At 33.5% G+C, this 17,216-nt stretch carries 13 protein-coding genes; 1 reads left to right on the plus strand and 12 read right to left on the minus strand.

Annotated elements, in window-relative coordinates; genetic code table 11:
* Nucleotides 1-251: 251 nt before the first annotated feature.
* The 12 genes from mmsB to C1Y58_RS05715 all read right to left on the minus strand — a co-directional run bounded on the left by mmsB (nt 252) and on the right by C1Y58_RS05715 (nt 16,492).
* Complete coding sequence (mmsB, locus tag C1Y58_RS05660) at nt 252-1,454, minus strand: multiple monosaccharide ABC transporter permease (RefSeq protein WP_105615045.1); 1,203 nt, start codon at nt 1,452-1,454, stop codon at nt 252-254.
* 1 nt (nt 1,455) lies between these two features.
* Nucleotides 1,456-2,979, minus strand: a complete 1,524-nt coding sequence (locus tag C1Y58_RS05665; RefSeq protein WP_105615046.1) for a xylose ABC transporter ATP-binding protein — start codon at nt 2,977-2,979, stop codon at nt 1,456-1,458.
* A gap of 90 nt (nt 2,980-3,069) precedes the next feature.
* Nucleotides 3,070-4,158: a sugar ABC transporter substrate-binding protein gene (locus C1Y58_RS05670; RefSeq protein WP_105615047.1), complete on the minus strand. Its 1,089-nt coding sequence runs from the start codon at nt 4,156-4,158 to the stop codon at nt 3,070-3,072.
* Nucleotides 4,159-4,478: 320 nt separating this feature from the next.
* A complete protein-coding gene (locus C1Y58_RS05675; protein WP_105615048.1) occupies nt 4,479-5,549 on the minus strand; it encodes a D-xylose ABC transporter substrate-binding protein in 1,071 nt (356 codons plus the stop codon).
* A gap of 11 nt (nt 5,550-5,560) precedes the next feature.
* Nucleotides 5,561-7,156: a response regulator gene (locus C1Y58_RS05680; RefSeq protein WP_105615049.1), complete on the minus strand. Its 1,596-nt coding sequence runs from the start codon at nt 7,154-7,156 to the stop codon at nt 5,561-5,563.
* Nucleotides 7,157-7,203: 47 nt separating this feature from the next.
* Nucleotides 7,204-8,706, minus strand: a complete 1,503-nt coding sequence (locus C1Y58_RS05685; RefSeq protein WP_105615050.1) for a sensor histidine kinase — start codon at nt 8,704-8,706, stop codon at nt 7,204-7,206.
* A gap of 10 nt (nt 8,707-8,716) precedes the next feature.
* Nucleotides 8,717-9,712, minus strand: a complete 996-nt coding sequence (locus C1Y58_RS05690) for a substrate-binding domain-containing protein (RefSeq protein ID WP_157949970.1) — start codon at nt 9,710-9,712, stop codon at nt 8,717-8,719.
* Between the two features lie 187 nt (nt 9,713-9,899).
* Nucleotides 9,900-11,633, minus strand: coding sequence for a S8 family peptidase (locus C1Y58_RS05695; RefSeq protein ID WP_105615052.1), 1,734 nt, complete (start codon nt 11,631-11,633; stop codon nt 9,900-9,902).
* Between the two features lie 25 nt (nt 11,634-11,658).
* Entirely contained in the window at nt 11,659-13,377 is a 1,719-nt protein-coding gene (locus C1Y58_RS05700; RefSeq protein WP_105615053.1) for a S8 family peptidase, read from the minus strand.
* Nucleotides 13,378-13,438: 61 nt separating this feature from the next.
* Nucleotides 13,439-14,716, minus strand: coding sequence for an aminotransferase class V-fold PLP-dependent enzyme (locus C1Y58_RS05705; RefSeq protein WP_242985344.1), 1,278 nt, complete (start codon nt 14,714-14,716; stop codon nt 13,439-13,441).
* Nucleotides 14,717-15,063: 347 nt separating this feature from the next.
* Nucleotides 15,064-16,131 (minus strand): rhomboid family intramembrane serine protease, encoded by a 1,068-nt coding sequence (locus C1Y58_RS05710; protein ID WP_105615054.1) that lies wholly within the window; start codon nt 16,129-16,131, stop codon nt 15,064-15,066.
* Nucleotides 16,132-16,219: 88 nt separating this feature from the next.
* On the minus strand, nt 16,220-16,492 hold the full coding sequence (locus tag C1Y58_RS05715; RefSeq protein WP_105615055.1) for a hypothetical protein: 273 nt from the start codon (nt 16,490-16,492) through the stop codon (nt 16,220-16,222).
* 513 nt (nt 16,493-17,005) lie between these two features.
* On the opposite strand from C1Y58_RS05715, the gene C1Y58_RS26370 reads away from it, so the two are divergent.
* Nucleotides 17,006-17,173 carry a hypothetical protein gene (locus C1Y58_RS26370; RefSeq protein WP_157949971.1) on the plus strand — a complete coding sequence of 56 codons (168 nt, stop codon included), beginning with the start codon at nt 17,006-17,008 and terminating at the stop codon, nt 17,171-17,173.
* Nucleotides 17,174-17,216: the final 43 nt, after the last annotated feature.

Genomic DNA, 17,216 nt, shown 5'->3' on the forward strand with positions numbered 1-17,216 from the left:
ACCCTCTATTAGCGTTCTCTCGAAAACAAACAAAAAATAATACATAATATCTTGTTTTCATGCAATAATTATTGCAACATATATATCATTATATGGAATAAGTTATAGCTTGTCAATTCAATCAATTGAACAATTACATCCACAAATGTTAAAAATTGAGAACATAAAAGAGATAGGGAATGGCGTTCCTATCTCTTCTAGTATTCTATATATTCCTAGGGGAAGGTTTATATGAAAAAAATTATTAACTTTTACGCTTTAGCTTTATTCTTTCTTGATGAAATATCAACCCAAACAGCAATTAATAAAATTAAACCCTTTATAATATATTGCCATGTTGGTCCAACATTCATCAAACTCATACCATTATTAAGTGTTGCCATAACTAGAGCACCTATAATAGCTCCGACAATGGTACCTTCACCACCTAATGTACTTGTTCCACCAATAATGGCAGCTGCAATAACCTCAAGTTCCATACCATTACCAGCTTGTGCACTTGCAGCATTTAATCTTGCTGTAAATACAATACCACCAATAGATGATAAAACACCCATTAATACAAAAATCATCATGTTAACTTTTCTAATATTAATACCTGATAACTTAGCTGCCTCTTTATTACCACCAATGGCATAAACATAACGCCCAAATGGTGTCTTATTTGTTACGTAAGTGAATATAAGTGCTATAATCAGAACTAATATAATTGAATACGGAATACCTTTGTACATAACAAGAATCATAAAGAATGATCCAATTGCTATTGATACAAGAATCATCTTGATTAATTGAAGTGACATAGGTAAAACTTGAAAATCGTATCGAATTCTTTCGTTTCTTTTCTTAATTTCAAATAGAATATAGATTAATATGCTTGCTGCACCAAAGATCAATGTCGTTACATGAAATGATGCATTCGGCATAATATTAAACAAATATTCTTGACCAATAGCTTTAAAACTATCGTTCATTGGAGCAATTGTTGCTCCATTTGTTATACCAATAAGCGCGCCTCTAAAAATAAGCATACCTGCTAACGTTACGATAAAGGCTGGGACATCTCTATATGCCACCCAATACCCTTGCCAAGCACCTATTAATGCACCTACACCTAAAGTCAGGATAATAGCTGGTATTGTACCTAAACCAAAATTAACTTGTAATATGGCTGCAATAGCGCCTGTAAAACCTACTACTGAACCTATTGATAAGTCAATATGCCCTGCTACTATGACCAACACAACACCTGCAGCTAAAATAGCGATATGACTTGTTTGTGAAAATAAGTTTGATAAGTTTCTGGAACTGATAAATGTTCCTTCTGTTAAAAATGTAAAAATAAGCATGATACCTATAAGTGCTATAAACATGGTATATTGACGCATGTTATTCTTAATAGAAAACTTAAGGATCTCAGAAGCTTTCTTTTCTGTAGAAACTTTTCCCTCCATCTTACATACCTCCTGTTGCAAAATGCATTACTTTTTCTTGTGTTGCTTCTGCCCCGATAATTTCACCTGTTAATTTACCTTCATGCATGACTAGAACACGATCACTCATCCCTAATACCTCAGGTAACTCTGATGAAATCATAATGATAGACACGCCTTTTTTGGCAAGTGAATTCATAATATTATAGATTTCATATTTGGCTCCAACATCAATACCACGCGTTGGTTCATCTAAGATTAAAACACTTGGTTCAGCCATTAACCATTTTCCTAGAACAACCTTCTGCTGATTACCACCAGATAAATTATTTGTTTTTTGTTCTATAGATGGTGTTTTAATACGTAACATTTCTGAATAGTCTTCAACCTGCTTGATTTCTTCATTCTCATTGATGGCTAAACCACTTTTTATTTTATCCAAGCTGGCCATTGTCATGTTTTGCTTTATGTCCATCATGAGAACTAGACCATTCTTTTTCCTATCCTCTGACAGATAACAGAGTCCTTCTTTTATAGCACTCTTTGGATTTTTTATATGAACTTCCTTACCATCCATTTTAACTGTTCCTGATTTATTAATACCGTAGGCACCAAATAGACTCATGGCTAATTCAGTTCGACCAGCTCCCATTAGACCTGCAATACCAAGTATTTCACCTTTTCTTAATTCGAAGTTAATGTTATCAAGAACCTTTTTCTCTGGTAATTCTGGATTATAAACATTCCAATTCTTTACTTCCATAGCTAAAGCTTTTCCAGGTGCATAATCCTTACTTGGATAACGCTCTGTTAATTCTCTACCTACCATGAGAGATATGATCTTATCTTCTGTCATGTTTTCATCATTAGGTAAAGAATCAATTGTTTTACCATCACGCAAGACAGTGATTGTATCAGCAATAGCTTTAACCTCATTCAGTTTATGCGATATATAAATACATGTTACACCATTATTTTTTAACTCACGAATAATATTTAGTAAGTTTTCACTTTCAGTCTCATTAAGTGCTGCTGTTGGTTCGTCAAGAATCAATATGCTGATATCTTTTGTCATTGCCTTTGCTATTTCAATAAGCTGTTGTTTTCCGATACCAAGATTAATAACCTTTGTCAAAGGATTGTCATCAAGTCCTACTTGACCCAAAACTTTCTTCGTCTTTTGAACTGTCTCATTCCAATCAATGAATTTACCTTTTTTTATCTCATTTCCTAAATAAATATTTTCAGCAATATTCATTTGCTTAACAAGAGCAAGCTCCTGATAAATAATAGCGACTCCAGCTTCTTCTGAATCTTTGATTCCATAGTATTGCTGTATTTTCCCATTTAATACAATATCACCATCATAGGAACCATTAGGATGCACACCACTTAGAACCTTCATTAATGTAGATTTCCCTGCACCATTTTCACCACATAAAGCATGGATTTCTCCGCGCTTCACCTTGAAATTAACATTATCCAATGCTTTTACACCAGGGAATTCCTTAACAATGTTCTTCATTTCAAGTATAAAATCACTCATTCTTTCACCACCTATAATGTGAATCTAAACCTTTATTCCATCAAAGAAAAGCGAAGGGGCATATAGCCCCTCAACTTTCTTAAGTGTATCTTACTTGTATACATCTTCTTTCTTTAAATAACCGCTCTCTATTAGAAGTTCATCTATATTATCTTTATCAACTACATAAGGTGTTAATAAAACAGATGGTACGTCTACAGAGTTATTGCTAACAGCCCCGTTTGTTTTAACTTCTTCACCATTTGCAAGAGCAATAGCAATATTGATTGCTTCTGCACCTAGCATTCTTGTATCTTTGAAGATTGTCATGGATTGAGTACCTTCTACGATTCTTTGAGCTGCTGCTAATTCAGCATCTTGTCCAGTGATTGGAACTTGACCGTCTAAACCTTGTGCTGCTAAAGCTTGTATAGCACCACCAGCTGTTCCATCGTTAGGAGCTAAAATAGCTTGTACATCATTGTTTGCTTTAGTTAAAGCATTTTCTATGATTTTAAGTGCGTTTTCTGGTTTCCAGTCATCAACTGGTTGGTCTACGATGACATTAACTTTACCTTCGTCGATTAATGGTTGAAGATAAGTCATAGCACCTTCTTTGAATAATTTAGCATTGTTATCTGTTGGTGCACCTGACATGATGATATAATTACCTTCTGATACTAAGTCAGTGATATAAGCACCTTGAAGCTCACCTACTCTTACATTGTCAAATGAAAGGTAGTAATCTAATTTATCTGTGTTTGTGATCAAACGATCATAAGAAATAACAGGGATTCCCTCTTCACTAGCTGCTTCTACGATTGATGCTGCTGCAGCTGCATCTTGTGGAGCTAAGATAAGCACATCGATACCTTGTGCAATAAGGTTTTTAGCTTGTGCATCTTGCTGCGCCACATCATTGTTAGCTACTTGAACTAATAATTTAACACCAGCTTCTTCAGCTGCTGCTTCCATTTTCTCTTTATCTCTTACCCATCTTTCTTCTTGTTGAGTAGGTAATGATAAACCAATAACGATCTCATCGTCTGCTGGTTCTTCTTTTTTAGTTTCTTCCTTCTTAGTATCTTCTGTTTTTGTAGTAGTTTCAGTTTTTGTTTCTTCATCAGAAGAACATGCTGCAATTGTGAATACCATTGTTAATAATAAAAATATTGCTAAACTTTTGCGTAAAAATTTCATTACATTCCCTCCATTTTAAAACTCTTCTTATATAATACTAGTTACTAGAGTGCTCATCCATCTAATATGAATTACCAATGTGTTAAGCACCTTGTGATATTATAATACTGAAAATATGCACAAATAACACTAGAATTAAATACGATAATCTAGATATTTTTAAGAAAGAGAAAAAAATAAATCCACTTAATAGCATTATTTTAATATGGTATTTGTACTATTACTTCTTTTTTGCAGAATAAAAGTAGCTTTGCTATACCTATCTTTGAATTAATAACTCTATAAAATGAAAAAGGTGGAGAATCAAGGATTTCCCTTGACTACTCCACCTCTTTATTAGCATTTGTCGTTCTTTCAGGCCATTCACTTTCTGGGATGTAGCGATAAACATCTTCAAACTTGTGAAAACCATCAGCAATAACTGTGTCAACAATATTATCTTTATTAACCGCTACAGGCTCGATCATAACATATGGAATCTCTCCAAAGCCATTATTAATAGTCTCTTCATAATCAGCCGTTTCATTGATGACCAGTTCTATAGCTAAATCTACAGCTGCTGTTGCCAGTTGACTGATTGGTTTATATACTGTCATCAACTGTGTTCCTTCAACAATTTGCTGACACGCAACCAGATTGGCATCATGTCCTACAACCTGAACCTCTCCTGCCAAACGGTATTCAGATAAAACACGAATAGCAGATTCTGCTAAACGATCATTAGCGCAAATAACAGCATCTAAAGTATTCCCTTCATTTAATAACCGATTTAAGGATTCATAGACAATATCCTCTCTCCAATCATCAGCCCACTGTTCATCAATAACTTGTATTTGACCAGATTGAATATAAGGTTTCAAGACATCCATATACCCTTCATTAAACATATAGCTATTGTGATCAAAGGTAGAACCGTTGATCACTGAATAATTTCCTTGTGGTACATTTTCAACAATTGCCTGCCCCATAAGCTCACCTACTTTAACATTATCAAAAGAGATGTAAGCATCAATATCTGCATTCAGTATCAGACGATCATAGGATATAACTTTGATTCCTTTTTTCTTTGCCTCAGCGATAACCTCAGTAAAGCCATCTTTATCATAAGGAATGATGACAAGAACATCTACATCTGAATTGATAAGTTGTCTTGTTTGCTCTACTTGCTTTTCAAGGCTTTCATTTGCATTTTGGACGATGACCTCTGCTCCTTTTTCCTTTGCATTAGCTAGAAACATATCACGGTCTCTTTGCCATCTTTCAATGACAAGAGAATCCATAAGTAAACCAATCTTAATCTGTTCATCTTTTTTCTCCCAATTGCTTACACACCCAGTTACTAATATTAGAATAGACATTATTGATATACCAACTTTTAGTACTCTCTTCATACCTACTCCCCCTAAAATTCTTTAACATATTCAGTTGGTCGGCACCCTACTTGCTTTTTAAATAATCTGCTAAAGTAATTAGGGTCTTTATAACCAACTTCAAAACATATCTCCTTAATACTTAAATTATTTTCTTTTAACAGCTTTTTAGCTTCTTCTATACGTAAATGCGTCAAGTATTCTATGAAGCTTCTCCCCGTTTCTTCCTTAAACACTTTACTAAAATACTGCGGACTAATAGCCACGTTATTCGCTACGTCCTCTAAATTAAGATCAACCTTGTAGTTTGCGCTGATAAATGTAATAGCTTCTTTAACTTGAGTACTTATTCCTTGAGTCTTTGATTCTTCAATATGTTGCACGATATCAAGTAACGTTTTAATACTCCTTCTAACTACTTCTGCTAATCCTACTCCTGTATCTAAGACAAAACTATAACTGGTCTTGTCCATATTTTCCACAACCCCTAAATCCATAGCTTCTCTATTCATAACTACTAACATCTCTAGTAGTTGGTTCTGGATAAGCCCTACAGCCTTTGTGTTTAAATCAACAGAATCTACAAGATGGATATATTCTTTCCCTAGCAGAGTCATTTGCTCAAAATTTCCAGCTTTACCTTGACGAATAATATTTTCTTTTAAGTCCTTTAATTTATTAAGACTTTTATCAAAATAATGACTGACATCCATGATATGAAGATAACGTTCTCCATTATTATACCATAATGCTTTTAAAGCTTCATCATAAGAACTATAGAGTTGTTCCATTCTCTTATAACTTCCAATGCCAATGAAGAAATTAACATCTGATATAAATTCAATTTGTCGCCCAATGCTCTTTAAAAGATGGAGTGCTTCTTCCTTTTCATCCAGGGCTTCATCATGCTCATAAGATGGTATAAAAATCACTAATCGATTAACGATAATCGGACCAACAATACATTTAGTTTTGTATTTTAATATTTCTTTAACAGATTCATAGATCTTTTGACTCTGTATACCTGCCCCGATCTTATTAACCTGTTTTTTGGGATCATCACCTTCGCCAAATTGAATAACCACCATGTATCCACCAGTTGTTTTAATATCAAAGAGTTCACGATAAAGATTAATCTCATCCTCAAACTCTTGATTCATCATAATGGAATAGATAAATCCATTCTCCAGCATTGGGGTGACCTTATTGATTTTTTCAATGGTCTCCAGTTCACGTTTCTTTACATCTTTTTCTTTCTTAATCATCTCAATAGTTTTCTTAATTGTTTCAACTAACTTAAAGCGATTGACTGGTTTAATTATATAATCAGTTACACCTAGAGCTACTGCTTCTTTAGCAAATTCAAATTGTTCATAGGCTGATACAATAATAAACTTGATGGCAGGATCTCTTTTCTTGATTTCGCGAATAGCTTCAATCCCATTAATACCTGGCATACGAATATCCATTAAGATGATATGAGGTCTTGCCTCTTCAATTTTTTCAATAGCTTCTCTACCAGATCTTGCAACTTCTATAACTTCAACCTGCTCCATGTACTTATCTATTATAAATTGAACACCTTGTATAACGATCTGCTCATCATCAACAACCATCAGTTTATACATACTCTTTCCTCCCCACTTAAAACTTCTTAAATCATACAGATACTTCTTTAACTATCTAAGCTTGTATGATGAGCTGGTAAAACAATACGTACTTCTGTCCCTTCTCCAAGTTGACTCTTAATACTCAGTATATCTTTAATTCCATAGAATATTTCTAGACGATGAATAACATTTGACATACCAATGCCAGTGGTATGTCCCTTTTTAGGCTTTGTTAAAACAGATACTTCAGGACAATTCACCTTTGAATAGATATGATTAATATCCTCTTCACTCATTCCTTTACCATTATCTATAACACAGATAACGATGTTTTCATCTTCTCTTTGAACTTTAATCAGAATTCTCCCACCATCTTCACTGTCTCCAACACCATGTATATAGGCATTTTCTACAATAGGCTGTAACACAAGTGGCGGCATTTTCATACCTAATGTACTTTCTTCAACATTAAACTTAAATTGTATTAAATCTCCAAAACGTACTTTAAGTAACTCATAATAGGACTTAACATTTTTAACCTCTTCTTTTAGAGTAACACTTGTATCTAACTTACGAACATTATAACGGAACAGGGATGCAATGTTTTCCACAAACATACTTGTTTGGTCTGCTCCCTCGATCATGGATAATTGCACTGCAGCATTTAACGTATTGTATAAAAAATGAGGATTAATTTGAGATTGTAGTGCTTGTAATTCTGCATTGTTCAGAAGATGTTGCATGTTAAGATTCTTCATCTTCTCGTCCATTAATGTCGCTTCCATCTCAGCTTTCTCATGCAATTCATTAATATATTCCTGAATGTTGTATTTCATCTTATTGAATGCTTCAACCATGACCTTAATCTCATCATCAGAAGTAACATTGACTTCTTCAACATCAAAATTTCCCTTGGATAATTCATTGGCTGAATGGGATAGTTTTCTAATAGGTTCAGTCATCGTATATGTTGAATAAATAATAATCAAAAGTACCAGTAGAACAATAACCACAATCATAAAAATATTTGCACTTTGAATGTTATTCATATTCTCTGAAATAGCTCTATAAAAATCTGTATTCTTGTTAATTTCTGTAATACTTAACTCATCAATATATATCTTAATAAAGCCTGCTATTTTGGATGCTTCTTTGTAATGACTCATGTATTCATCAACTTTACGACCTCTTTTAGCAGCTACAGCACTATCTGCATATTCAAAATACGTAACAGTCATGTTCACTATATCTTCAAGCTTTAAATATTCATCATAATCGTGTAAATTCGCTTCTAGCTCATAAGCATCATTTAAGAGCTCAGTGCTATAACTGTTATACAGTACCAAATTATCTGAACTCTTTGTTGTCAAATATTTCGTTAATTGCTCTTGTAATAAATCCAGATCTGTCTCAATCTTCTTTAGTGAAGTCGTTAAATCATACATATTGCTCATCTGATCAATAAAATCTTCAGATACTTTGAATGAATAGATACTAACAGTACTTATAAGTACAGTCGTCATAATAAACACAAAAAGCATTCTTTTTCTAATACTGTTAAGCTTCACCTTTCATCCCTCACTTATCTGAGTAGTTCTTTATGTTGTCTTTTGTATAAATGATAATTCCAGTATCAATGAATTCTGATACAACTTGCTTTTTTAGTATCTTTTTCATGGTTTCTATGCTTTTTACTCCCATTTCTCTAGGATTTCTAGCAATAGCACCATAAACAATACCTTTTTGTATATAGTCCACCATGTCTTCACTCATATCATAACCGATAATTTGAACACTTCCAACTCTATTAAACTCAATCATAACCTGAGCCACACCAAGGGTATCATTAGCACTTGTACAGATGATCATATTTGCTTCTGGATTGTTGTTAATGATTTTATATGCAATACCTTCAGCACTAAAATCAGCATAACTTGATTTTTCCTCAGCTATGATTTCCATGTTCTCGTCATTATTTATTACTTCATATATACCAGATAAATAATTACTGGTACTTATGTCTGTACTCTCGTGTTCATCTTCCTGAGTAATAATTACGATCTTAGCCTCATCCGTAGCTTCTTTAATAAGTTCACCTGCTTTTAGGCCCGTCTCATACGCATTGGTTCCTATGTAAGATTGGCGAGTACTTTTAATACAATCAGAAGCAACAGTTATTACTGGAATCCCTTTTTCTGTAGCTTTATTGATATAGGTTTCAAAAGCTATATCTTCCTCAGCTTGTAGAATTATACCATCTACTTTAGAAGCTATTGCCATATCGATCTTCTCTAATATACTTTCTTGGTCATCTAATGGCGATACCTTACTAATTTCTAAGTCAACCTCTTCTTTGATACATGCTTCCAAAGCACCTGTAACAAATTCTTCCCAAAAAATGCTATCTTCTTCACTATAAATCAGAACATAATGACCTTTTTCATTATTATAATCTCTTATCTCAGGTATTTCTGTTTGTCCTTTAATCTTATTACCATAATAAAGAGATACACTGAGAGTACCGAATAAAACAACAAGTAAAATACCTAAGGTTACTCGAAATAAAATTTTCATCTTACTCACCCTGTCAAATACTACTGATATTTTTATATTCAACCTTCTATATCTAGTATGGATTTTTTTAAAATCATTTATAAGGTTTTTAGCACTCTTATAACTCATTGATTTTTGCAGTTCTTATTATAACACGATATTTCACAGAAAAACAAGAACACCTACTTCGATACTTGTAAGTGTTCCATCATAGCTTCATTCCAATGACCATATATGAATTAAATAAATCTAGCTCACCATATCCCCACTCTCTATTGGGGTATAGGAGCATCTCCTTTCTTCTAGCCCCTCTTGCAAGATAGGTCTTAACTGCCACTGTATTAAGTAATGGATCGTTCCCTTTTACTATTCCCCACTCCAGTAAGAGGGCGCTGGCACCAGCTGTGATCGCCGCTGATACACTGGTCCCCGAATAGAGTCCATAGACATTGTTCGGGTATGGTCCTATGACATTTACTCCTGGAGCAACAATATCTGGCTTGATTCTATTATCTTTTGTATAACCTCTACTGGATGGTAAGTAAATACTGTTAGCAGCTACATTGTATGCACCCACAGTTATGGTCCCCACATTAGTTCCTGGATTCACAATAGTAGTATTTGGATTGGGTTGCATAAACACAGTTAAATCATCTATAAACCCTTTTACTGGCAACCATATATCAAATTCTCCATTGATAACAATGTCTCCATGAATAACAATAGTCCATAATCCAGGTAAGGGATTAAGAATCCTTACATAGATGGCTTCTTCACCACCACGCTCTTCTATGAATTCATAATAGATAAGAATTTTAGTTGATTCCAATAATACCTCAATTTCTTGCCACTCATCTGACACAAAAGGAACTTTACCTGTTGTTTCTCCTGAGGGAGTAATAAGTTCAATGGTTAATTCATCTGGGAGCCCACACCAGACATTGAAGAAAAGTCCTCTTTCTTCCTCAGCAATATTGAGAGATATATTGATCCGCTCTTCATCATCTCTAAAACGACCATGATAATGTTTACTTGCTCCTGTCTCATTACCTGCACTTACTACAGAAACAACTCCAAAAAAATTACCGTAATATTCTAGTTCCTTCTCCAAAAAAGCACTTCCATTATGGGGACCTTCATTTGATGCACCTGTAAATAATACCACAAGAGGCTTCTTGAATTCCTTGGCTTTTGACTTTAGATAATTGAGTCCTTGGATGATATCATTTGTCTGAAATGCTACAGCATCCTCTTTAACTTGAAAATAATCGATAACATTCTTTTTTGCTTGCTTTAACTTAACAATAACGAGTTCTGCACCAGGTGCAGCCCCCTGAAAATTCTCTTCATTATTAGGCATACCCGCTGCTATACCTGCTAAAAAAGTCCCATGTCCAATATCGTCAGTAGAAGATACTATGGATAGAGGATTTTCAGATTGCAATGCATGATTAATTTCTTCATTGGTATACTCAGTTCCATAAAGAAATCCTTCTGGCGAGTTTCCAGCAATACTCTGATCCCATATGGCTATTATTTTGCTCCTTTTTTCATCGAACCTAAAAGCTTCATGGGTATAATCGATTCCTGTATCCAAAATACCTATAACAGTACCTTCACCCGAAATTTCTAAACTTTTATTATCTAATATAGCACTGATCCCTGCAGCCTCAATACTTTCACTACTTGTCAATCCATAGATATTCGGTAATATAATATGAGGAGTAGTTTCAAAAAAACTCTCAAGATCTTTTTCTTCTACTTTAACATGTAGTACCCAATCATTTGGTGCCAATTGCTGAAAACACTCCACATTAAGTTCTTCAGCTATCTCTTTAATCTCATCTATCCCTATGGTACTCCTTTGATAAATGTCGATGTATTCCTCTGATATTATTATTTCATGACAGTTCTGTCTTTTATCAAAATCATAAGATTTCATATTGACTCACACCTACTCGTTAAAACTATTTTGTTCCAACTACATTATATGTGTTCAATAAATCTAACTCACCAAATCCCCACTCCCTGTTTGGATAATCAATATTCTCTCTTCTTTTTGCTCCTCTGATCAGATAGGTTTTCACTGCAACTGTGTTAAGAGCTAGATCATTACCTTTTACAATACCCCATTCTAATAAAAGTGCACTGGCTCCAGCAGTGATACCTGCCGATGCACTAGTACCAGATAAGACGCCATAGACACCTTTTGGATATGGACCAATAATATTTACACCAGGTGCTGCAATATCAGGCTTTATTCTCCCATCTTTTGTAAATCCTCTACTTGAAGCAAGAAAGATACTATTATAGACCTCATCATATGCTCCCACAGTGATTGTTCCTGGATTAGATGATGGATTCACAATGGTTATATTAGGGTCCGGCTGCAAGAATATTGTTTCACTATCGATTAGACCACTAACAGGTAACCATATATCAAACTCCCCATTTAGAACAAAATCTCCATGTACTGCAATGGTCCATATCCCAGGCATCGGATTAATCATTCTTACATAAATAGCTTCCTCACCACCTCTTTCCTCAATAAATTCATAAAATACAAGTATTTTTGTGGCTTCCAGTAATAATTCAATTTCCTGCCACTTATCAGAGATAAAGGGGACTTTACCCGATGTTTCTCCAGAAGGCGAAACAAGTTCAATGGTTAATTCATCTGGTAGAACACTCCACATGTTGAAGAATAAACCTCTGTCTTTTGGGGATATATTCAGAGCCACATTAATCTTTTTCTCACCTTTTTCAAATTTCCCATGATAATGATGAGCTGCATTACCTTCATTGCCTGCTGCTATAACAGCCACAACGCCATAAGTATTACCATAATAAGCAAACTCTCTTTCTAAGAAAACAGATCCATTGTGCGGTCCCTCTGTCGAAGCTCCTGTAAATAAAATAACCATTGGCTTGCCAATCTCTTTAGCCTTTTGCTTTAAATAGTTTAATCCTTGCATGATATCGTTAGACTGGAAACCAACTGCATCTTCCTTAAATTGATAATATCGCATGAGACACTTTTTGGCCTGCTTTAATTTAACAATGACTAGATCTGCATCAGGTGCAGCCCCTTGAAACCTCTTTTTTCTATTAGTCCTACCAGTAGCAATTCCTGCTAAAAAAGTTCCGTGACCAACTTCATCTGTTGAAGGTATCATTGATAAAGGATCTTCTAAACTTAATGCCTCATTAATTTCTTCATTGGAATATTCAGCCCCATAAAGAAATCCATCTGGAGGATTACCAGGTAGGGTTTGATCCCATAGACTCAGTATCTTACTGGTATTATCTTCATATATAAAGGCTTCATGGGTATAATCAATACCCGTATCCATTATTGCAACGACGACACCTTTACCAGTTATGTCTAAACTTTTGTTCTTTAGTATTGGACCTATGCCTGACGCATCAATACTACTCATGCTGGATAATCCATAGATATTCGGTATAACCATATAGCTTAATTCATTATAGTAAGCATCACATTTATCTTCATCCACTTTTATATGAAATATCCAATTCTCTTCAGTTAGATTTTGAACACATACAGCACCAGCCGCTTTAGCTTTCTCTTCAACATCTACAGTTAATCTCTGGTAAATATCTACATAATCTTCTGAAGTAATAATTTCATGACAGTTTATTCGATCTATTTCTTTTGGACACATGCCACTTCACCTCTATAGAAAGCTTTATTAGTGTCTATATGTACTTCATTATGTAATTCCATTAGGCAACGTATTGTACTAATTCTTTAAGAGCATCAACAAGTATATCTATTTCATCAACAGTGTTATACATGCCTAGACTAATACGAACTACCCCTACAGGTTTACCTTGAGTATACTTCTCATATGCTTCCTGAGGATTAACCTCCATTAAAGATTGAACATATACATCTGCTCCTACAGTTCCGATTCCTACCTCAATACCATGATTATAACCAAGATACTTACCAACCTCCATAAAATCAATACCTTCTATGTTAAAGGAGATAATTGGAATATTGATATGACATGAGTTCTGTGCATACATCTCAATTTTGGGCACTTCCCACAATTTACTTTGCGCATAGACCAATAGTTTTTTTTCATAATCAGCAATTTGGTCAAGTCCTATTTTTTTAAGAAAGTTTAATGCTTTACCCATAGCCATTACTCCAAATATATCAGGGTATCCTGCTTCATAACGTTGAGGTGGGTCATCTAATATAATTTTTTCTCTACTAACAAATTGAGTGCTACCGGAACCATCAACAAAAGGATGATATTTTTCAAAGAACTCCTTGGGTCCTACTAAAGCTCCCCCATCAAAAGGTGTATAACATTTATGGGCACTAAAAACCATAAAGTCCAAATGATCATCATCGCCATAAGGTTTCATACTAAAAGGACGGTGTTGTATTGATTGTACGGCATCTATTAGTATTTTTGCACCATATTTATGTGCTAGTTTAGCGATTTTATAAATTGGAGGTGTAATACCTGTTACATTACTTGCTGCAGTAACTGTAACTAATTTTACTTTTCCCTTAAACTTTTTAAGCTTATTCTCCAAATCGTTTAAATCAAGATCACCGAATTTTGTTACATCTACAATGGCTATTTTAAACCGACTTACAAAAGGTAAATAGTTAGCCATATGTTCCATGGCAGTGGTAATGACAATCTGATCAGGGTCTTCTTGATAGAATAAGTCACTTAGTAGATTAATACCTTCTGTAGCATTCTTTACGTAAATAACATCATCTTTTTTTTCATCTCCGCCAATATAATTAATAATCATCTGCCTTACTTCTTCATAATGTATTGTATTCCTTTTGCCTAATGGACTGGGTGCATCTGTATATGTTAACATCGGAACATTGGTATTAACTTTCCTCATGACGGATTTTAAAGCTAATGATGTTGCTGCATTATTAAAATATATTCTTTTCGTTATTTCTCCATCTTTAGTCTTAACAGGTAGGTTCGCTCCCTCAATGTATTTATTCATATTATTTAGCACTACTTATACCCTCTTTTAAGCTCTAAATTACCTTTTACTAATGTTTATTTTTCTTATCAAGAAAAATACCTGCTTTCTTGTATTTAGCAAGTGATTAATAACTTTTATGTTGAATTTAATTATACAAGGATTTCAATAGAGGCTTACTTTGAAGAATCCATAGACAGCTCTATAGAATCAACCAGCAACAGAATAAAATCAAAGGTATGTTAACATTTTTTGTAGTGTTAACAATAATTGGTTTATTATTTTCACTCTTAAATATGTTAGCAACTTATTAAATAGAATAAGAATAGAGCGATAGCTTAAACCCATCGCTCTACTCATGTAAGTATTAGAAAAATTATCTATTGATATACTAGTACAAGCTCTTCCTTAAATAAAATATTGTCAACTAACTCCCCTGTAATATCATATGTTAATTCCATCTTTTCTCCATCTTCAAATAGTCTATTAAAAGTAATTTCTAAGGTATAAGGATCAATAAGTGATTCTGATATTTGAGGTGTTCCAGGCTCTTCATTATAACTAATTGAGTGAGAACTCCTATATGCTTCTTCAATCTCTGATTCAAACTTAATAATGATTTTTTGGGGTATTGCTGTAATATCAGGTTCCTCCCCCTGTATTACCTCATAACTTAAATGCTTTGAATCATTTTTTGCAATACTTGCCACTTTAATCGTTCCATAAGCATTTAGTACTAATAAAACTATTAGAATGATTAGACTAATTCTTTTTATTGATTCATGATTTTGAATTGATTTTTGTGATATCAAGTACATTACATTATTCTCTATATCCTTTCTCCATAAGAATGCAAATGGGATAACAACAATTATAGATATCAAATGCAATACTTGCCCAAAGTTCTCAAAAAAACCTTGTTGCTTTACTAATACCTCGAAAATAGGAATCCCAAATAAATCAAATATCAATAGAAGAATAGATAGAATTATGTAGATGTCTTTGAATAGTCTCTTTCCCTTATGTTCATATAGTATAATAATAATAAGTATGAAAAATGTATGATACCCCCATGCTATCCCCGATGCTCCATGACCTAAAAATCTACTTGTTGTATGAAGATAACTGACCAGTGTTGTTGAAAAAAAAGTCAACACTGTTATAAAGGCAAATCGCTTAGAACCTATTAGCATCTCAGCTAAAACTCCAAAAAGTAAAAATGCCAAAAGATTTCCTATGAGATGTGTCCCTAACATACCTGGAGAATGTGTGAATGAACTTAATGTAAATAAATAAAAACTTTCTGCAGTTGCTTTTTGGCTAGCGATGTCACTATAGATAACCGGCAAAAAAAATTGTGGCACCGTTGAGAGAATACAAGACAAGATGAGTAAAATACTGACAATAGGTACCTTCTTTTTAAATTGAAACATTAAATCTTTTATCATCTGAATACTCCTTAATAACTTATATATACTTTTAAAAACTGAGAAAATCAACCTAGTAACTTAGTACCTCCAAAAATCAGCAATTGAATCAATAACCCAATTCTTGGTTACATTTTCGTTTTTTCTTTGTTCGTTCTTCAACCAGATATAAAATTAGAAGTAGAACAAGAATTCCGACCAAAGAAGCGCTTAGCATAAATACACCAATAACATTTTTCTCAAAACCAAGTCTTTTGCTTAGAAACATTGCTAGAAAAGGAAATACAAATCCCCCAACCGAGTTGATAAATCGTTGAATGGATAATATGTAAATCTCTTTCGGTAACCCTTGATACTGTTTAAATGCTCCAAATATCCTCATTGTATCATCCCCTCGTACTAATATATTTTCAAAATTATTGTTATACATTAATTTTGTGTATTATCATATAATGAACCAAACCCCATTGCATGTCAAGAAGTTTTTTCATATTTTAATATAGATCCAACCCTTTACTTACAAACAAAGCAAAAAGTATAAAAACCAACTAATTAATATATTGAAATAAAGATAAATGATTTATAAAAATCTAGGATCTTGCGTAAAGATAATTTTTTATTTTAATGTATAAAAAATTTTAAAACGTGCATACTATTATTGATAGTAATTATAGTCTTTAGTAGATTATAATTTACTATCACCTATATCTCGATTGATATAGGTGAAGAAGAGCGATGACTACGAGGTTGTCGCTCTTTTTTTACTGCTTTTCATTATTTTTCTTATATCTTCATTCCAAATTAAGACCATAACCTCTATAGTCTGAACACTTTATCAGCTGTAGCATATTATGTAGTAAAACGTATTATTGAGGTTGGAAGGAGATATAATTACATGAATTTAGAGCATATTTGTATAAACAAGATCGAATGTGGTGATGAAACTGTCTTCTTAGCGAGAGTGAAACGTGATTCTGCTGAAGGTGAAATTCGTATAAGTGAAGAAACAGCTAATTTCCTAAATCTTATTCTTGGTGTTCCATTCTGTGAAGAAAATATTTAAAAGTATAAATAACTTAAAAGATCTCTGACTAATCAGAGATCTT

Origin of the sequence: Vallitalea okinawensis (assembly GCF_002964605.1) — a bacterium.
GTDB lineage: Bacteria > Bacillota > Clostridia > Lachnospirales > PQDH01 > Vallitalea_A > Vallitalea_A okinawensis.